General features: G+C 67.3%; 16 protein-coding genes. 7 read left to right on the forward strand and 9 right to left on the reverse strand.

Annotated features, from left to right (window positions below):
• The first annotated feature begins 86 nt into the window (after positions 1-86).
• Entirely contained in the window at positions 87-974 is an 888-nt protein-coding gene (locus tag JYJ93_RS20050; RefSeq protein WP_206793631.1) for a LysR family transcriptional regulator, read from the forward strand.
• Positions 975-1,013: 39 nt separating this feature from the next.
• On the opposite strand, the gene JYJ93_RS20055 is transcribed toward JYJ93_RS20050, so the two are convergent.
• Genes JYJ93_RS20055 through JYJ93_RS20070 form a run of 4 tightly spaced genes read right to left on the reverse strand, consistent with a single transcriptional unit; the run spans position 1,014 to position 4,030 of the window.
• A complete protein-coding gene (locus JYJ93_RS20055) occupies positions 1,014-1,472 on the reverse strand; it encodes an SMI1/KNR4 family protein (protein WP_206793633.1) in 459 nt (152 codons plus the stop codon).
• A 9-nt stretch (positions 1,473-1,481) separates the two neighbouring features.
• Positions 1,482-2,141, reverse strand: coding sequence for a hypothetical protein (locus tag JYJ93_RS20060; RefSeq protein WP_269012450.1), 660 nt, complete (start codon positions 2,139-2,141; stop codon positions 1,482-1,484).
• Between the two features lie 37 nt (positions 2,142-2,178).
• Positions 2,179-3,372 carry a HAMP domain-containing sensor histidine kinase gene (locus JYJ93_RS20065; RefSeq protein WP_206793635.1) on the reverse strand — a complete coding sequence of 398 codons (1,194 nt, stop codon included), beginning with the start codon at positions 3,370-3,372 and terminating at the stop codon, positions 2,179-2,181.
• The gene (locus JYJ93_RS20070) at positions 3,362-4,030 is read right to left on the reverse strand and encodes a response regulator transcription factor (RefSeq protein ID WP_206793637.1); all 669 of its coding nucleotides are present in this window, start codon (positions 4,028-4,030) and stop codon (positions 3,362-3,364) included. The genes JYJ93_RS20065 and JYJ93_RS20070 overlap by 11 nt, the downstream gene beginning before the upstream one ends.
• Before the next feature lie 115 nt (positions 4,031-4,145).
• Between JYJ93_RS20070 and JYJ93_RS20075 the strand changes: the two genes are divergently transcribed.
• The 4 genes from JYJ93_RS20075 to JYJ93_RS20090 all read left to right on the forward strand — a co-directional run bounded on the left by JYJ93_RS20075 (position 4,146) and on the right by JYJ93_RS20090 (position 8,294).
• Positions 4,146-4,931: an alpha/beta fold hydrolase gene (locus JYJ93_RS20075; RefSeq protein WP_206793639.1), complete on the forward strand. Its 786-nt coding sequence runs from the start codon at positions 4,146-4,148 to the stop codon at positions 4,929-4,931.
• Positions 4,932-5,152: 221 nt separating this feature from the next.
• Complete coding sequence (locus JYJ93_RS20080; protein ID WP_206793641.1) at positions 5,153-5,689, forward strand: AAA family ATPase; 537 nt, start codon at positions 5,153-5,155, stop codon at positions 5,687-5,689.
• Positions 5,690-6,090: 401 nt separating this feature from the next.
• Positions 6,091-6,846 carry a hypothetical protein gene (locus JYJ93_RS20085; protein WP_206793643.1) on the forward strand — a complete coding sequence of 252 codons (756 nt, stop codon included), beginning with the start codon at positions 6,091-6,093 and terminating at the stop codon, positions 6,844-6,846.
• Complete coding sequence (locus JYJ93_RS20090) at positions 6,843-8,294, forward strand: putative metal-binding motif-containing protein (protein WP_206793645.1); 1,452 nt, start codon at positions 6,843-6,845, stop codon at positions 8,292-8,294. The genes JYJ93_RS20085 and JYJ93_RS20090 overlap by 4 nt, the downstream gene beginning before the upstream one ends.
• A gap of 79 nt (positions 8,295-8,373) precedes the next feature.
• Here the strand turns inward: JYJ93_RS20090 and JYJ93_RS20095 are convergent, their stop codons facing one another.
• Positions 8,374-12,054: a MopE-related protein gene (locus tag JYJ93_RS20095; RefSeq protein ID WP_242544551.1), complete on the reverse strand. Its 3,681-nt coding sequence runs from the start codon at positions 12,052-12,054 to the stop codon at positions 8,374-8,376.
• Positions 12,055-12,418: 364 nt separating this feature from the next.
• On the opposite strand from JYJ93_RS20095, the gene JYJ93_RS20100 reads away from it, so the two are divergent.
• A complete protein-coding gene (locus JYJ93_RS20100; RefSeq protein WP_206793649.1) occupies positions 12,419-13,510 on the forward strand; it encodes a saccharopine dehydrogenase in 1,092 nt (363 codons plus the stop codon).
• Positions 13,510-14,184 carry a TetR/AcrR family transcriptional regulator gene (locus JYJ93_RS20105; protein WP_206793651.1) on the forward strand — a complete coding sequence of 225 codons (675 nt, stop codon included), beginning with the start codon at positions 13,510-13,512 and terminating at the stop codon, positions 14,182-14,184. The genes JYJ93_RS20100 and JYJ93_RS20105 overlap by 1 nt, the downstream gene beginning before the upstream one ends.
• On the opposite strand, the gene JYJ93_RS20110 is transcribed toward JYJ93_RS20105, so the two are convergent.
• The 4 genes from JYJ93_RS20110 to JYJ93_RS20125 form a co-directional block, all read right to left on the reverse strand.
• On the reverse strand, positions 14,164-14,940 hold the full coding sequence (locus JYJ93_RS20110) for an SDR family NAD(P)-dependent oxidoreductase (protein WP_206793653.1): 777 nt from the start codon (positions 14,938-14,940) through the stop codon (positions 14,164-14,166). The genes JYJ93_RS20105 and JYJ93_RS20110 overlap by 21 nt on opposite strands.
• The gene (locus tag JYJ93_RS20115; protein ID WP_206793655.1) at positions 14,940-15,611 is read right to left on the reverse strand and encodes an SDR family oxidoreductase; all 672 of its coding nucleotides are present in this window, start codon (positions 15,609-15,611) and stop codon (positions 14,940-14,942) included. The genes JYJ93_RS20110 and JYJ93_RS20115 overlap by 1 nt, the downstream gene beginning before the upstream one ends.
• Before the next feature lie 67 nt (positions 15,612-15,678).
• Positions 15,679-16,929: a c-type cytochrome gene (locus tag JYJ93_RS20120; protein WP_206793657.1), complete on the reverse strand. Its 1,251-nt coding sequence runs from the start codon at positions 16,927-16,929 to the stop codon at positions 15,679-15,681.
• Between the two features lie 9 nt (positions 16,930-16,938).
• Complete coding sequence (locus JYJ93_RS20125; protein WP_206793659.1) at positions 16,939-17,520, reverse strand: hypothetical protein; 582 nt, start codon at positions 17,518-17,520, stop codon at positions 16,939-16,941.
• Between the last annotated feature and the right edge of the window lie 54 nt (positions 17,521-17,574).

Below are 17,574 nucleotides of genomic sequence, written 5' to 3' on the forward strand. Positions count from 1 at the left end.
AGACACGATGGCCGTGGCGACGTGTGCCGTGTAGACAGCGGAACGCGAACGCAAGGTCCACACCCGTGGACGACGAGGCACGGCCCTTGAATCTCAATGACCTCCATCTCTTTGTTCAGGCAGTGGAGAGCGGTGGCTTCGCCGCGGCGGCTCGGCGATTGGGCATTCCCAAGTCCACGGTGAGCAAACGCGTGGCCGAGTTGGAGGACGCGCTGGGCGCCCGGCTGATCCAGCGCACGTCGCGGAGCTTCACGCTGACGGACGTGGGGCGGGACTTCCTCGGCCATGCCCGCGCCGCCGTGATGGAGGCGGAGGCCGCGGAGAACGTGGTGCGGCGCCGGCAGTCGGAGCCGAGTGGCGTGGTGCGAATCACCGCGTCGGTCCCCACGGCGCAGTTCCGGCTCGCGGACCGGTTGCCCCTGCTGGCGCTGGCGCATCCCAAGGTGCGCGTCGAACTACACGCGACGGACCGCTTCGTGGACCTGGTGCAGGAGGGATTCGACATCGCCGTGCGCAGTCACTTCGCGCCCTTGCCCGCATCAGGCCTGGTGCAGCGCCGGCTCGCGGTGGAGTCCACCGTCCTGGTGGCGTCGCCCGGCTACCTGTCCAGCCGCGGCAGGATTCGCAGGCCCGAGGACTTGAGCGAACACGACGGCCTGCTGACCCGCTCCACGGCCACGGAATGGCGGCTGCGCGGAAGGGTGGGAGAGACAGTCACCGTGATGCCGCGGGCACGCATGACCGCCGATGAGTCGCTGGTGCTCTTGAAGGCGGCCACGGCCGGGCTGGGCGTCGTCTGCCTACCGGAGACGTTCACTCGAGTGGACGTGGAGGCCGGGCGTCTGGTGCGAGTGCTGCCCGCCTGGACCGCGGGCACGGTGACGACGACGATTTTGACGCCACACCGCAGGGGCCAACTGCCCGCCGTGCGCGCCGTCATCGACTTCCTGATGGAGGGTGCTGGCGAGGCGTGAAGGGCCTCGGCACAGACGGCTGTGCTGTCAGACTTGAAGTTACCCGTCGAGCCAGTACGAGAAGCCGTCGCTACGCATCGCACGATCCAGGAACTCCGCGAACGAAGACGCGATGCGCTTCGCTACTGGATACGTCTCATGCCACGCATCGAAGAGCGGATACGAACCCGCTGACTGCTGGGCCACGTCCAGGATGACGTAGTTGGTGTCCTGCATGTCCACCAACGTGTACTGCGAGGGCACCCCGTACTCGTCGGTGTCCCGTCCCATGATGGCAACGCGGGCCCGGCGGATCTCGGCGAGCGAGAGAATGCGGTAGCTCGCGTCGGGCTCTTCCTCGAAAAGCGTTCCGCCATCGGAATGCAGATAGAAGGAGCGCAGGTCCGCATCCAGCCTCCATCCAATGCGAGCCTCAAAAGCCGCGACCTCCGCCGGAGTCGCTGGTGGACGGGGGAAGTGGAGGCGGGAGAACTCCTTCAGCAGGCTGTCGATGGGCATGGTGGCGCCTCAGTCTACGTAGGGCCGATCGGGGCCGGGCGCCAGCCACTTTCCCCCGGGTGCATAGCAGGCGGGGTAGGCGCTGTTGAATTCGAGGTGTACGTCGGGCGGGACAGGAAGAATGTTGCCAGGAGCGAGAGGAGGACCTCCATGCAGCAGGTCGTAGATGTGGTGGCCGGGCCAACTCGTCTTGCCCGTCTTCGGCCAGTCGCCGAACTCCGCACTCCAGTCACGCCGGAATGCGGTGCGACCTCGCTCCCAGATTCTCCGTTGCGCCTCCCCATCGGATACGGACGGGTAGTCGCAGCAGCAGTGGGTGATGGCCATGCGGCCCCCTGCCTCCGCGGGCATGAAGAAGTAGCGCCCCTGCCAGTCGGCCTTGATGTCGGCCAGCCACATGCAGCCCATGAGCGGGTAGCCCTGTGCCGCGCACTTCGACTCGCAGCGTGACAGGAACGCTGCGCTGCACTGCCAGGGACCGTAATAGAGGGTCGTCCGGAGTTGACCGCCGTCCGGCGTCGTGAAGACGGGGCTGACCCACTTCGCGCGCGCAGGACTTCCACCGCCGCCGATGGTGGCAGAGCCGCACCCGACGAGCGCGAGAAGAACAGCAGCGCTCATGGCACCGCGGAAGAAGACAACAGCTGTCATGGCAATCGATGACAGCACGGCCAATGCTGCCAGGCCAAGAGTTCGCTTTGTCGTCCTAACTGCCCCAGCTCAACCGCACGCGGGTGCCTCGTGGTTCCAGGGCATCAATGGACAGTGTCCACCCGAAGCGCTGGGCCAGCCGTTCCACCAGGGACAGGCCGATGCCGTGGCTCTCACTCCCGGGGTCTGCTCGGCCAAAGCCAGCACCCGTGTCGGTCAGGGTCCACGCCGAGGACTCGATGGTGATCACGATGTGCCCGGCGTCTGTGTAGGCGAGCGCGTTCTTCAGGAGGTTTCCCATCATTACCCGGGCAACGGAGGCAGGGACGGGCGCGTGGACTTCGCCCTTCGACTCAATCGTCAGCTCGACGTCTTCACCGCGCCGCAGGTGCCTGTACAACGCGAGCAGTTCTCTCGAGACCCGGTTCAGGTCGCAGCGCTCCTCGGAGCGACGCTCGCGGGCCAGCCAGAGGATTCCTTCCGTCAGCAGGCCCATCTGGCTCACGGCCCGGCGCAGCCGGTCGAACGTCTCCACGTCTCCTGGCGGATCAAGTTCGAGGATCTCCACCGCGCCCTGGGCCACGGCCAGCGGGGTGCGCAGCTCGTGACTGGCGTCACGGTTGAATCTCCGCTCACGCTCCAGTTGCTCCTGGATGCGCGCGTCGCGTGCGAGCAGCGCGTCCCTCAGTGCCCGGACCTCGGACACTCCGCCGTCATCGTCGGGGGGCGGTGCCCCTTCGGCGCGGATCCACTCCACCATCCGCTCCAACGGCCTCCCGAGCCTGCGGGCCACGAGGCGGGCGAGGAGCGCCGCGGCCAGCAACGCCAGCAGCGCACTGGTGAGAAGCAGTCCCGCGGTCCGCTTCAGGTTGTCCGTCGTGCTCGTCAGTCGCGTCACGTCGAACGCGAAGTACTGGCGGTCTCCACCCGCGCCGGAGCGCACCGCGACGTGGAAGTGTCCGTGGCTCCCAGCGGGCACCTCGTACTCTCCCGGCGGCGCATCCGGACGCAGTCGCTCCGCGAGCCAGGGCGGCAGCTCGGCGTGGCCGTCATACCGCGTGATGCCGGGGACGTGACCTGGCTCGGTCCGGTCCGCCTCCGCGGCCACGATGCGGCTGAAGATGACGTCCTCCAGGTCGTAGCTGAAGAGCGTGAAGAACCCACCCATCAGCACCAGCGCGAACGCCGCGGACAATGCCATGGCGCGCTGGAGCACGGCGCGCACCGACCTGCTGGACCTAGCGCGCATCCAGGCGGTACCCCTCGTTGCGCAGGGTGGTGATGGCATCGTCGAGCCCCAGCCCGGCGAGCGCCTTGCGCAGGGCATAGACGTGCGTGCGCAGCGCGCTGGACTCGGGCGCGTCGTCCCCCCAGAGCCGCTCCGCCAGTGTGGCCGCGGGGACGGCTTCGGGTGCGGCCTCCATCAGCCACCGCAGGAGGAGTGCCTCGGTGCGGTTGAGCCGGATGGAGCTCCCACCGCATTGGGTGAGTCCGCTCTCCGGCTCCAGCGTGAGCCCGCCCCGCGTCAGCTTCCGCCCGCTCGGAGGCACGGGCCTTCGCGCCAGCGCTTCCAGCCGCCAGCGCAGCTCCCGAAGTGAGAACGGTTTGACGAGATAGTCATCCGCGCCCGCCTGGAAGCCCGCTTCCTTGTCCTCGAGCGTGTCCCTCGCCGTCAGCATCAGGATGGGGACGAGCCTGGGCGCGACCTGCCGGTAGCGCTCGCACACGTCGAGGCCGCTCATGCCGGGCAGCATCACGTCCAGCACGATGACGTCGTACGGGTGGCCCAGCGCGAGCGCGAGCCCCTCGGGCCCGGTGCTCGCGAAGTCCAACTGGAAGTCCGGCTCCAGGAACCGCGCGATGTTGGCCTGGAGGTCTCGGTTGTCCTCGATGACGAGCACGCGCATGGGAGTGAATTGGATGCTACCCGCGTCCACGTCAAACGAATGTCAGCGCGTGGGTGACGCCTGGCTGACCGCCGCTTCCGCACACTCCACGGCCTCTCCAACGAGGAGTGCCGTGATGATGCGTTCGCTGTTCCTGGGTCTGATGCTCCTGGCCACCTCCGTGGCCCACGCCACAAGCCCCGCGGTCCCCCTGGAGGTCCGCGCGGAGGATGGGGAGCGGATCCCCGCGTGGGTGCTGTCTCCGGAAGGGGCGCAGGCGAATCCGCCGGTGGCCGTCCTGCTGCATGGCCTCACCCGGAGCAAGGATGACTGGCTGTCGGACGCGGAGCCGACCTTCGGGGGCGCACTGACAGAGCATCTGCGGAGCGCCGGCTATCGGGTCTACCTCCTGGACGCGAGACGGCACGGCGCGCGGGCAACTCCCGACGCGCGCCCGGGAGCCCTCGCGAAACGGGCGCACGCGGGGGAGCCCGGTCCGTATCAAGCGATGATCGTCGACACCGTCCGTGATGCGCAGGTGCTCCTCGCCCACGTACTCGCCAACGGCAAGAAGCCGCCGAAGGTGCTCGTCGCCGGCTACAGCATGGGCGCCCAGGTGGGCCTCCTGCTGGCGTCACGTGAGCCTCGAATCACCCATCTGGTGACGATGGTGCCACCCCATGTCGACCCCGTGCTGGGGGACGCCGCGCCGGTGAACCGGATGGGCCAGGTGCATCAGGTCTGGCTGCTGTTGACCGCGAACCGTGATCCCTTCTCCACCGAGGAGGACACCCAGAAGCTGTTCGACGCCGCGCCCTCCAAGCGCAAGACGCGCCGGGCCTTCGACAGCGGGCACGCACTGCCTCGCGATTACCTGGACGAGGTCCGTCGCTGGTTGGGCGAGACACCTCGAAAGCCGTAGGTTCGGGTGGGGCCGCCAGGAGCGGGCCCAGCAGCCCTCGCAGGCCATCCCGTTCCACCGCACCTTCGGTGAGCAGATCGCCAACCCTGACCTGCGCACGGACTATGATGCCGCGCGTGGCGACGTCTTCCTCAACCGCCAGCTCGGTCTGAGCCGGTAGCCGCAGGGGAGGGGGCCGAGCGCCTCCTCCCTTTCAACGGAGCGCGAGGAGTCCGGCACGCATGCGCATCGCAATGAGTGGCACGCATCGCGTGGGCAAATCGACGCTCATCGAAGACCTGGGGGACGACCTCCCGGAGTATCGGGCCGTCGACGAGCCGTACCACCTGCTCGAAGAGGAGGGGTACGCGTTCGCATCACCCCCGGGACTGGAGGACTTCGTCGAACAGCTCCGCCGCTCCCTGGATCTGCTCGAAGAAGAAGACACGCGAAACATCCTGTTCGATCGCTGTCCCCTCGACTTTCTCGGGTACCTCCTGGCGCACGAGGACGCCGATGCGTTCGACGTCGAGGAGTGGTTGCCCCGGATCCGTTCCACCCTCCAGACCCTGGACTTCGTCGTCTTCGTGCCCATCGAGGAGCGCGATCGCATCCGCCTCCCCACGCACGAGGATTCCCAGTTGCGCAGCGACGTGGACGAGAAGCTCGCCGGGATATTGCTCGACGACCCTTATGAGCTGGGCGTGGAGGTCCTCTCCGTCCACGGGTCGCCGGCCGCGCGGGTTGCCCAGGTCCTCGAGCGCCTCGGGCGAGGTTGAAGCCGTCACGCTCCGGTCACGCCTCCCGGGCTAATCCGCTCCGCACCTACACCCGGAGCGTCCATGCCCCTGAGACAACGGTTTCCTGTCGCGCACCGCGCGCGCATTCCCTTTCCTCCCTCCGCCGGAGCCTCCCGCGAGCGGGGATGGGGGAAGGGCCAGTCACGGAGGGCGCGTTCGCGTCCCTTCCGTTGCTCCGCCTCGCTTCCGCCAAAACAAGCCCACCCGAACTCGATGCGCAGGCTGCCCCACTGGGCCTTCCGGCCGACCCGGTCCTGGCGGCGGAGCCCGTGAGCAGGCTCCTGACAGTGATTCCAGTGCCAATGCCAAATGCGCTGTGAAAAACAGAACAGCATGGCATGGCGCTCCGGGCCCGGCGCCGGGTGGTATCTTGCTTGCCCATGGACCTGCGAATCGTGCTCGGCGTCTCGCTGATGCTGGTGTCGCCCGCATGGAGTCAGCCGGCGGCCTCTCCGGTCCCTGACTTCCAGGCCCGGATGTCCTCGGCGTCCCAGGCCTATGAGGAGCTCGACTACGAGCACTCGCTCGAGCAACTCGACGCGGCGATGGGCGTGGCGCGCGTCAGCGGAGAGCGGGGCAGGGTGGCCATCCTCCGGGGCATCGTGCTCGCGGACCTGGGGCGCAGACAGGAGTCCCTCGCCGCCTTCAAGGAAGGGCTGTCGCTGCTGCCCGACGCGAGCCTTCCGGTGAAGGTGTCCCCCAAGGTGTCACGTGACTTCGAGGAGGTGCGCCGGAACGTGCACCGCGAGCTGGCGCGCAATCCCAGACCGCCTCCGGACGCGCCGGTCGCGATCGCGGATGCGCGGCCCGAACCCGCGCCGTCACCCGGTCTCGTTCCGGCTCCAGCCCGGGAAGAGGTGCGCCGCACGCCCGTGCTTCCGCTGGCCTTGCTGGGGGGCGGCGTGGTGCTTGGGGGCATTGGTAGCTACGTGGGCCTCCAGTCGCGCAGCAACGTGAACGCCGCGCGCGAGGATGCCTTCTACAGCGACCGCTCCGCGCACCTGGACAGCGCGCGGGGACAGGCGCTCGCGGCCAACATCCTCCTGGGCGCGGCCGTCACCGCCGCCGCTGGAGCCGCCGTCACCTGGCTTCTCTCGGACGCCCCATCATCGACGCGGACGGAGGTCTCGCCATGAAGCGCGCCGTGGCCGTGGGACTCGGATGGCTCTGCATCACGTGCACGGTGCCGGACATCGACGAACTCGAAGCGGAGCGCCCCAGTGGATGCGATGCGAGCCATCCCTGCCACGTTCAGGTCCGGTTGACCTACGACGGCTTCCGTCCAGGCTGCGTCACGCTGCGCGTGGTGGACGCGGAGGAGGCGTCCAGGACCTTCGAGCTGCCGGTGCCCGAGGGGGCGGGGGAGGTGGGCTTCGTTCGCCGCAGCGGGTGGAGCGACACCGTGAAGGTGACGGCCTCCGCCCGTGAGCGCTCGTGCGCGGGGCAGGAGGTGGCCACCGCGTCCGGGCAGGTGGTGGTTCCCGAGGAGGACACCGCCAGCGTCGCGCTGACATTGAGCGCGCTGGATGAGGATGGGGATGGCTACGTGAGCACCGCCACCCGGGGGACGGACTGTGACGACCACTCCGTCTCCATCTCCCCAGGTGTGGAGGAGCGCTGCGACTTCCTGGACAACAACTGTGACAGCCGGGCGGACCCGGTGCCTGTCTGTGATGGCGTTGAATGGAGAACCACCGAGCGCCTTCCGCTGGCCATCTTCCGGGACGTGGCCCCCCATGCGCGCGGCCAGGCCTGGCTCGTGAGCGACAGCAATGACGTGCTCGCCCACGTTCGCCGGCAGGCCGACGGTGGCTTTGACATACAGCCGTTCACCGACTGTCACGGCGCCTGGTCCACCGCGTGGGCGCGGCCGAGCGACGGGCGCGTGTTCATGGGCTCTTGGACGGGGCAGCTCGCTACGCGTTCACTGTCCGCCTCGGAGCCCTGCACGGTGACGTCCTTCGACGGGGGCGGGGCGGCCATCCAGGACCTCGTGGGCTTCGAGGCGGACGGAGGCACGACGCTCTACGCGGTGAGCGAGACCGGGGACATCCTCCGCTGGGACCCTCCAGCGGAGCCCCAGCGGGTGGAGCACCTGGACGCGGACCTGCGCTCCATCCACGGCCTCGACCCGCGGACGCTCATCGCCGTGGGCACCAACGGCAAGGGACCCGTCGCGTACCACGTCAACGCGGACGGCGGCCCGTGGCTCAGGGAGCCGCTGCCACAGTCGAGCTCGGGGCAGGACGCCCTGGAGGCCGTGCACGTGGTGGCGCCGGGACTGGCCTACGCGGGCGGAGCCCAGGGATTGTTCCTGGAGCGCGCGGCGGGCACCTGGCGCACGAAGCCGGCGTATCCCATCTACGTGGATGGCGGCGTCGCGCCCGACCTGCTGGACGTGGTGTCCTTTGGACAGGGCGCCGTCTTCGCGCGCCTGGACACGGATGACCTCGCCCGCTTCGACGGAGCGGCGTGGCAGGACTTCCTCTTCGGCACCCAGGGCTTCACGACGCTCGAAGGGCTGACGTCGGACGAGCTGTGGAGCGCCACCGAGGATGGGACCGGGTTCTACTGGGGCCCTTGAGGCTTTTCATTTCCCGATCGCACTGCCGTCCCCCTCTTGTTGAAGGCACAGGAGGGGGAGGAACAACGCTTTGGGTTGATTAGGGCGTGAACAACTCCGCTGTGGCAGTCACTTGCAAGATCTTGGGGCTACCGCCTACCACCAGCACTTTGCCTGAGGGGAGCAGCACGGCTGTGTGGCCCTCACGTGCTGAACCGAGGTTGACGGTTGGCACCCATTTATCGGTTCGAGGGTCGTAAATGGTGCCCGAATTGCCTCCTGTCGCGCCGCTTGCTAACAGGACCTTACCCGACGGCAGCAGCGTGGCTGTAGTGCTCTGCCGGGAGTATGAATGCCAATTCAAGTAAGGGGTCCAGCTTCCAGTTGCTGGGTCGTACAGGGTCGTAGCTCCTGGCCAACCTGGCGACCCCACCCACCCACCCGCCAATAGAACTTTGCCCGAAGATAGTAACGTGGCTGTATGATCATAGCGTCCTGAGGGAAGGTTTCCTGTGGCTGTCCAGGTCCCTGTCGCTGAGTCATACAACTCCGCGCTAGAAACATAGGCGCCGTTGGCGAAGCCGCCCGCTACCAGCACCTTGCCTGATGGTAGCAATGTGGCTGTGTGCGCATAACGGGCCGCCGAGAGGCTTCCTGTAGGAGTCCACGCTCCCGTTGCCGGATCATACAGTTCCGCAGTGGCAAGATGGCCACTGACACCGGAGCCGCCAACCACCAGAACCTTGCCGGAGGTGAGTAATGTCGCTGTGTGACGGCTACGGGGTGAAGCCATGCTGCCAGTGGAGGACCAGCTGCCTGTTCCCGGCGCATAGACCTCTGCTGTAGATGTTTCGCCGCCCGCAACCAAGACCTTGCCAGAAGGCAGAAGGGTCGCTGTGGCAGTTCTCCGAGGCATGGAAAGAGCCCCTGTAAGGGACCAAGTGCCTGTGGCGGGATCATATACCTCGGCAGTAGCGAGTGGGTTTCTGTAGTCAGACCCTCCAGCTATCAGTACCTTTCCTGACGGTAGCAACGTCATCGTGTGTTCCATGCGAGCCATGGACATGCTGCCAGTGAAAGCCCACGTGCCGCAGTACCCGTCCGCATAGCCGTCGCAGTTGTTGTCAATGTCGTCCCCGCAGATTTCAGCTGCCCCTGGGTTGGCGCTCGCGCTGGAATCATTGCAGTCACCAGCGACCGAGACGTAGCCCGAAGGCTGGCTGCAGTACGACCGGGTGCTCGACGATGTTCCGAAAGTGTCTCCGTCTGCATCGCGATACCATGTTTGCATGGACAGGCCATCATCTGTCTGTCCGTTGCAGTCGTTGTCGAGCCCATCGCAAACTTCCAAGGCGCCAGGATTGATGCTGCCATTGTTGTCGTTGCAGTCGCCAGTTCGCTCCGCATAGCCAACAGGCTGGGTGCAGGCCGTGAGCGGCGAGCCCCTGCCATAGGTGTCGCTATCTGCATCGCGGTAGAAATTGAGTTTTACGCCTTCATCCACCTGGGCGTCGCAGTCGTTGTCCAAGCCATCGCACACCTCCGTGGCCCCCGGCTGAATGTTCGCGTTGCTGTCATTGCAGTCGCTTGCATTCGAGACATAGCCTATTGGCTGCCGACAGTCTTGAGCCTCATGAGTCGCGTAGCCGAAGCCGTCGCCATCCGCGTCGCGGTACCACGTCGACTTGGGTATCCCCTCGTCCACCAGGGAGTCGCAGTCGTTGTCCACGCCGTCGCAAACCTCAGCGGCGCCGGGTCTGATGGCTGAGCTGGCGTCATTGCAGTCGGAAGTGTTCGCCACATATCCCGCAGGCTGCCGGCAGCTCTGGACCGACTGGCTTGCACTTCCGAACCCGTCGCCGTCCTCGTCGCGGTACCAAGTCAGGGCGGGCAGCCCCTCATCCACCTGTCCGTTACAGTTGTTGTCCACCCCGTCGCAAATCTCGGGCGCACCGGGGTTGAGGCTCGGCTGAAGGTCGTCGCAGTCACCTGCGTTCGGGCTGTAGCCGGAGGGGCGGGCGCAGGCTTGCACCGACTGGGATGAAAGTCCGTACTGGTCGCCGTCCTGGTCGAGGTGCCACGCCTGGAAGGTGATCCCGTCATCCGACTGACCGTTGCAGTCGTTGTCCTTGCCATCACAGGTTTCAATGGCTGCTGCCTGTTTCTGAACGCACGCAATGGCTCCATGGGTGCAGTACGTTACGCCCTCGCCGCATACGCCCTGTAATCCTGTCTCGCATTGTTCGAGTCCCCCGGGATTGCCTTCGTCTGTCTCTCCGTCGCAGTCGTTGTCGAGCAGGTCGCAGGCTTCCGTGGAAGCGACAACGTTCTGATGACAAATCACGCTCCCGCTGGTGCACGCCGTCGTACCTGCCGAGCACACCCCCAGCCTGCCCGTGGTACATGCTTCACCGCCGCTCGGATTTTCTTCGTCCACGATGCCGTCGCAGTTGTCGTCCACGCTGTTGCACGCCTCGATGGCGCCAGGGTGCGTGGTCGCGGAGTAGTCGTCACAATCCAGTTCCTCCACGAAGCCAGGGGACGGCTCGCATGACTGCTCCGAGAGGTATTCATCTCCGAAGCCGTCCATGTCACCGTCGAAGTAGAATGTGTTGATGATGAGCGCCGATGCGGGGGACGTGGCCGGCGTCGTCGAGGTGCTTCCCGTGCCAAGCTGTCCCTGGCCATTGTTGCCCCATGCCCATACTGGACACCCGGATCGAAGCGCCAATGCATGTTGGGCCCCTGCCGCCAGTGCGGTCGCATCCACGACGCCCGTCACGCTCACCGGCGATGCGCTGGTGACCACGGTCCCATTGCCAAGCTGCCCTGATGCATTGTGCCCCCATGCTTTGGCCAAGCCATTTCCGATGATGGCAAAGGAACTATTGTGTCCGGCGACCAGGGCGGTGACTGCGAACACACCATCAACCGGGTGAGGCGCAGTGACAGGCGTCGAACTGATGCTGCCTGTTCCCACTTGACCAAAGGCATTCTGTCCCCATGCCCACACGTTCCCAAACTGCTCATCCACCAGAAGAGAGTGAGCAGCGCCCGCAGCCAGTGCTGTGCCTTGAGGCACCCCAGCCACCTGAGTCGGATTGAGGACTGTGGGGCTTATGGTTCCGAGCCCGACCTGGCCGGAGGTGTTCAGGCCCCATCCCCAGACTTTGCCGTCTTCATCCAGGGCGAGGGCATGGTTCACGCCCGCAGCCATGGCGCGGACAGCAGGCAGACCTAGTACCTCCGAAGGAATGGGCTCCGCGGCGCTGATGAGCCCGATCCCGATCTGACCGGACGTGTTCTGGCCCCAAGCCCAGAGCCGGCCATCCGTCCCCAATGCGAGAGAGAAGTTCCCGTTGGCCGAGATGGATTGGATGCCGGAGAGCGTTCCCACGCGAGTGGGAACCAGCAGGGTGCCTCCTATGGAGCCCAGTCCTGCTTGGCCATTCCCGTTCTGTCCCCAGACCCACACGTTGCCGGTCATATCCAGCGCCAATGAGTGGGCGATGCCTGCCGCGACGGACTTGATGGGGGGCAGCCCATTCACCCGGGTGGGTTGGGGTTGGTTTGCGCTGGTGCCACCAGTTCCCAGTTGACCGAAGACATTCTGGCCCCACGCCCACACCTCTCCGTTCCTGTTCAAGAACAAGGAGTGATAGGCGCCAGCCGCCAAAGCCTTCGGTACCTTGACCAAGGTGAGGCCTTGGCGTGCGGTAGCGGTCTCCACCTCACGGTCCGGCGCTTCTTCCGAGCCACCACACCCAGCCAGTGCGACCATCAAGGCCGCCGTCAGGCAACGGAGCCAGTTTTCATGTCTTCTATTCATTGGTGCTCCGCGAGAGGACTTTGCTCCTTTCCCGGAGGTGTTCCCCGCCAACGTTCAAAGGTTCGACAGGAAAGGATTTCGCCACTCTATCGGCTGTGTTTGGAAAATGCCGCTGAGTCATTCAGATGCCATGGCGGTCTGAAGTGACCTCGTGGGAGTTGGAGTCGTGCGTCAGAGGAGGACCGTGATGGACTGGCGTGCTGCACACCCAGGACGAAGGCTTGGACATCGAATCAACTACCCGTGAGAAGTCGAATGTGATGAAAAAATAGGTCAAGTGACCTATATCCATGGCGTGTCATGAAAGGGAGTCGCCATGGAGTCCGCGGGACATGTCGTGCTGGTGGGGGGCTATGGGGTGGTGGGGGCGCAGCTCGCCTCCTTGCTGCGGGAGCGTCACCCGGACCTGCCACTGCTCATCGCGGGGCGCCGGGAGGGTCCCGCTCGGGAGCTGGCCGCGCGTCTGGGGCGAGCGGAGGGCATTGCCCTGGATGTCCGCTCACCGCAGGCACTGGCGGCGCTGGGAGGGACGCCCCGGGCCGTGCTGTCCCTGGTCAATGACCCGGAGGACACGCTGCTGCTGGCGGCTTCGCGCGCCGGGGTGCCTGTGCTGGACATCACCCGGTGGACTTCGCGGGTGAAGGCCACCGTGCTGCGGCTCTCCGGTGCGACGCCGGGCGCGCCGGTGTTGCTCGGTTCCGCGTGGATGGCGGGGCTGGTTCCCCGCCTCGTGGCGATGGCGGCCCGGAGGGTGGGGCGCCTGGAGCGGGTGGAGGTGGCCATCCGCTTCGCGCTCGCGGATCAGGCCGGACCGGACTCGTTGGAGTACATGGACCGGCTGGGCCTGCCCTTCGAGGTGACGGAGGATGGACAGGAGCGGCAGGTGCTTCCGCTGACGGACGGCCGGCGGGTAAGGTTCTCCGACGGACGCCACACCCGGGTCTTCCGGCTCGACACGCCCGAACAGGCGACGCTGCCCCGAGTGCTGGGCGCGCGGACGGTGACGACGCGGCTGGGCTTCGACTCGGGCTTCGCGACCTGGACGCTCGTCGCGCTCCAGCGGCTGGGCATCCTGCGGCTGCTCCAGCACCCCCGCTGGACGCCCCTGCGCCGGACGCTGCTCACCGGCAGCAACACGGGGGGCGAAGCCGCGTTTGTGACGGACGTGGAGGGCGAGCGGGGACAGGTCCGCATCGAGGTCGTGGATCCCCTGGGACAGGCCCACCTCACCGCCATCGGTGCATTGCTGGGCGCGGAGCGGCTCCTGGGACTGGATGGTGCGCCGCCGCCGCCCCCGGGCGTGTGGTTCCCGGAGCATGAGTCCCGGCCCGAGGAGCTGCTGGCCACCCTGCGCGCCTGTGGCGTCGAGGTCCGGATCGACGAGCGTCTGGCGCGCGAGGCGGCGTGATGGTTCGCCGCACGAGCAAGAAGGCCCCCGGGACACTTCCCTCCGCGAGCCCCCGGAAGGGGACCGCCGTGCACGCCAAGGGCACCGAGCGCGTGGAGCGCATCCTCGACGCCACCCTGGAGGTCCTGGCCGGTGACGGCTACGCGGGGCTCAGTCTGCGCGCCGTGGCCCAGCGCGCGGAGCTGAGCCTGGGGAACCTCCAGTACTACTTCCCCACCCGGCAGGACGTGGTGCGGGCACTGCTGGCGCGCTACCTGGAGCAGGCCCTCCAGCGAGTCCGTGAGCGGATGGCGGGCGGAGGAAGTGAACCGGCGCAGCGGCTCCGGCTCGCCGTGGACGCCATCCTGGAGGACCAGGACTCACCGCACGCCTGCCAGTTCTTCGCGGAGCTGTGGGCAATGGCCGCGAGAGACGCGATGGTGGCCGACGCGCTCACGGTCTTCTACGCCGGCTATCGCGCGGGCGTCGTGGAGTTGCTGCGGGAGCTGTCCCCCGAATCCACCCCGGCGCGCAGGGAGCGCAGAGCGGCGCTGCTGGTCGCCCTCTTCGAAGGGCTGTCCCTCTTCCGGGGCGGGGGGAATCTTCGCTGCGCCTCGGTGCCAGGGCTGGAGCAGGAGCTGCGCGTGCTGCTGGAGCAGGTGCTGCTTCCTGCCTCAGAACGACGGCAGGTCTGACGCCAGATGTGAGGACAGCCCACCGTCCATCACCAGGGCGCTCCCGTTGACGTAGCCGCCAGCGGGCCCCACGAGGAACGCCACCAGGCCCGCGACTTCCTCGGGCGTCCCGAAGCGCTTCGCGGGGATTCGCTCCTGCAAGCGCTCGCGTGAGGAGGAGGGGGCCTTCGCCAGCATGTCCGTCTCGATGTAGCCAGGACAGACCGCGTTGCAGGTGATGCCGTACGCTCCCCACTCCGCGGCGATGGCCTTCGAGTAGCCCACGAGCGCGTGCTTGGTGGCCGCGTAGGTGGACGACTGCGCGCCGCCGAAGAGGCCCATGATGGACGCGACGTTCACGATGCGCCCATGGCCTTCCGTCTTCATTCGCGGCAACGCCCACTGACACAGGTTGCGCACTCCCTCCACGTTCACGCCGAACAGCAGGTCCCACTCGGCGACGCTGACCTCGTCCGCGCGATGAAACGGCCCACCCATGCCCGCGTTGTTCACGAGCACCTGGGGCACGCCCACCTTCGCTTCGAGACGGCCGAGCGCTGACTCCACCTCGTCCCGGTTCGCGACGTCGCAGGCCAGCGGCCACGCACGGCCCCCGGCCGCGCTCAGCTGGTTCTGGAGTTGCTCCAGCGCGGCGGCATCGCGGGACACCAGGACCACCTCGAACCCGCTGCGGGACAGCAGCGTGGCGATGGCCGCTCCAATCCCCCGGCTGGCCCCGGTGACGACGGCGACCGGTGCCTTCGGCTGCGTCCGCATCAGAGGACTCCCTGCGGTGGGACGAGGCGCATCTCGTCGACCCGCACGTTCGGAGGCTTGATCGCGATCTCCCAGATGCACTGGGCCACGTCCTCCACGGCGAGCATGTCGGCCGGGCTGAACTCCGGCCGCGACTTCCAGAAGGCGGTGTAGACGGCGCCGAGCGAAAGCAGCGTGGCGCGGATGCCGAACGCCTTGCCCTCCTCGTTCAGGACGCCCGTCAGCCCCCGGACGCCATGTTTCGTCGCGGCGTAGGCCCCGTTCATGGGCAGCGTGAGGTGGTCGCTCACGGACCCGATGTGGATGATCCGCCCGCCGCCCCGGGGCTTCATCCGCCGGAAGGCCTCGCGCGCGCACAGGAACGTGCCCGTGAGGTTCACGTCCAGGGTCCGCGTCCAGTCCTCGAGGGATGTCTCGTGGAGCGGCGTGAAGACTCCGACGCCCGCGCAGTTGACCAGGACCTCGACGGGGCCCGTCTCCGCCTCCGCCCGCTTGAACAGCGCCATCACGGAGTCCTCGCGCGTGACATCCACGTGCAGGCAGTCCGCCGTCTCCGTCGTCACGTCACTCGCGGCGCACACCACGCGCAGGCCCTCCGCGCGCAGCTTGTGGACGACGGCGCGTCCGATGTCGCCCGTGCCTCCAATGACGATGACATTCCGAATGCTCAAGCGCCGTACCTCTCCCCCGGGTTCATCCCCATGGCCAGGGTAGTCCACGGAAAGTGCGCCAAGGGAGCTATTCGGGCGCGCCCTGTTCGATCCACGTGAAGATGAGATCGATGTCCTCTTCGGGGATGGGCGGCAGGCCCAGGGGCATGCCCAGCACTCCCGGCTGGAAGTGCCCGTCCAGCTCTCCCTGCCGTGCGAGCAACGCGGCCACCAGGCGGGGCGTCCCATCCTCCAACCGGTCCGGGAGCCCGCGGAACTGGCCGTCGCGCTTGATGCCTCGCAGGAAGCCGGCCCGCGTGGCCAGGTCGAGCGAGGCTCCGTCGTAGCCGAACCCGCCCGAGTTCCCCGGCCCCTGATCTCCGGGCCGCCGCATGTCGGAGTGACAGTGGTAGCAGAGGTGCCGTGAGAGCTTCTTCGCCACCTCTGGATAGTGGACCTCGCGCGCCAGTTTCTTGGGTTGGTAGCGGGGGCGCGGCGCCGCGGCCACGGGGGGCAGGGGAGCGCGCAGGAAGGCCGCCAGATCCTCGACCTGCTTCGGCGTGAACGCGAACGTGGGCATCTCCGTGTCGGGGAGGATGCGGTGCGGATCCGTCAGCCAGTCGCGCAGCTGCGCCAGGGACATGCGGTCGCGCACGTGGCGCAGGTCGGGGGCCCGCCTCCGGGCCGAGGCGCTCTGGAGCTCCGGCGCGCCGTAGCGCAGGGACGCGAGCGGGAAGTCCCCGCGGTAATGACAGCTCGCGCATGCGTGCTCCGCATAGAGCGCCCGGCCCGCCTCCACGTCACCCTTCGCGGGCTCCGCCGATTCCTGCTCGGTCACCGCGAAGTAGTCCGCGATGAGCTCCGCGTCCTTCGGGCCCACCTTCATCCGGGGCATGGTGGCGCCGTAGAGCGGCCTCACCACGTGCGGCGCCTGGAGCCAGGAGACGAGCCACTCACGTTTGACGCGCTGGCTCAGCGAGCCGAGGTCCGGGGTCCTCACCAGGTGGGTGATGTGTCCCTTCCACCGCTCGACCTCCGCCTGCTTGTACCAGAGGTCCATCCGCCCCGCGGCGATGGCCTGGTGGCACGTGACACAGTTCTCACTGAGGCGCGCGGACACCGGTTCAACCCCGGGGACGACGTGACAGCGATTGCACTGGAAATGCTCCACGGCCTCCCGTGGCGTCGCCGGTGAGTGTTTCGCTGGGGCGAGCACCCGCGTGCGCAGGCGCAGCGCCAGCACGTCCGCGTCACGGACGAGCACATAGCCACCACCGGCTGCGGCCACCACGAAGGCCAGACCCGCGAGCGAGGCGAACGGAAACGAGCGCGATGCCACGACGGACGCTCAGTAATAACCCGTGGTGTCCGCGAACCCGAGCGACATGTTGTCGCAGAGGTAGGGGAGGATGATGTACTCCCGGACCATCCCCAATCCCAGCACCAGCACCACGGACGTGACCACCAGGGCCACGATCGGCCGTTTCCCCGTGTCGCCGAACCTCCGCTTGCCGGGCCCCTGGAAGAACGCGGCCTGCAGGAGGAAGAGCACGATGGGGCTCGCCACCAGCGTCACCAGGTTGGGGATGCTCATCCGGCACTCGGAGAAGTCTCTCGCGGTGAAGTTGAGCAGCGGCCCTCCCACCGAGACCATTTCCAGCAGCAGGATGAGCGCGACGCCGACGACCATGAAGAAGGTCCTGCGCGATTGCGGCGGCGCCGGCTGGCCCTTCACGGCCGGGCTCCAGACGTTGCGGATGACGACGCGGTTCATGAACACCGCGCCCACCGACCAGAAGAACAGGTCCGCCCAGTAGGACTGACTGAAGTCCCTGGGCGTGTAGTCCATTGCGTTGATGCAGGCGAGCGCATGCAGCGGCCAGAGGACCGAGGCACCGAACAGGACGGGAGCGAGGGCGCGGGGAATCATCCGGTGAGGCTATCAGGCACTTCGCCGCGAGTGTGAGTGGGTCCACCGGGCGGC

Origin of the sequence: Corallococcus sp. NCSPR001, assembly GCF_017309135.1 — a bacterium.
Lineage (GTDB): Bacteria > Myxococcota > Myxococcia > Myxococcales > Myxococcaceae > Corallococcus.

What these genes read in the sequence shown, in the direction of transcription:
- JYJ93_RS20055 (WP_206793633.1), bottom strand. Translation starts at nt 1,472, where the DNA reads ATGCCCATCGACAGCCTGCTGAAGGAGTTCTCCCGCCTCCACTTCCCC.
- JYJ93_RS20065 (WP_206793635.1), bottom strand. Translation starts at nt 3,372, where the DNA reads ATGCGCGCTAGGTCCAGCAGGTCGGTGCGCGCCGTGCTCCAGCGCGCC.
- JYJ93_RS20070 (WP_206793637.1), bottom strand. Translation starts at nt 4,030, where the DNA reads ATGCGCGTGCTCGTCATCGAGGACAACCGAGACCTCCAGGCCAACATC.
- JYJ93_RS20075 (WP_206793639.1), top strand. Translation starts at nt 4,146, where the DNA reads ATGATGCGTTCGCTGTTCCTGGGTCTGATGCTCCTGGCCACCTCCGTG.
- JYJ93_RS20080 (WP_206793641.1), top strand. Translation starts at nt 5,153, where the DNA reads ATGCGCATCGCAATGAGTGGCACGCATCGCGTGGGCAAATCGACGCTC.
- JYJ93_RS20085 (WP_206793643.1), top strand. Translation starts at nt 6,091, where the DNA reads ATGGACCTGCGAATCGTGCTCGGCGTCTCGCTGATGCTGGTGTCGCCC.
- JYJ93_RS20090 (WP_206793645.1), top strand. Translation starts at nt 6,843, where the DNA reads ATGAAGCGCGCCGTGGCCGTGGGACTCGGATGGCTCTGCATCACGTGC.
- JYJ93_RS20095 (WP_242544551.1), bottom strand. Translation starts at nt 12,054, where the DNA reads ATGGTCGCACTGGCTGGGTGTGGTGGCTCGGAAGAAGCGCCGGACCGT.
- JYJ93_RS20100 (WP_206793649.1), top strand. Translation starts at nt 12,419, where the DNA reads ATGGAGTCCGCGGGACATGTCGTGCTGGTGGGGGGCTATGGGGTGGTG.
- JYJ93_RS20105 (WP_206793651.1), top strand. Translation starts at nt 13,510, where the DNA reads ATGGTTCGCCGCACGAGCAAGAAGGCCCCCGGGACACTTCCCTCCGCG.
- JYJ93_RS20110 (WP_206793653.1), bottom strand. Translation starts at nt 14,940, where the DNA reads ATGCGGACGCAGCCGAAGGCACCGGTCGCCGTCGTCACCGGGGCCAGC.
- JYJ93_RS20125 (WP_206793659.1), bottom strand. Translation starts at nt 17,520, where the DNA reads ATGATTCCCCGCGCCCTCGCTCCCGTCCTGTTCGGTGCCTCGGTCCTC.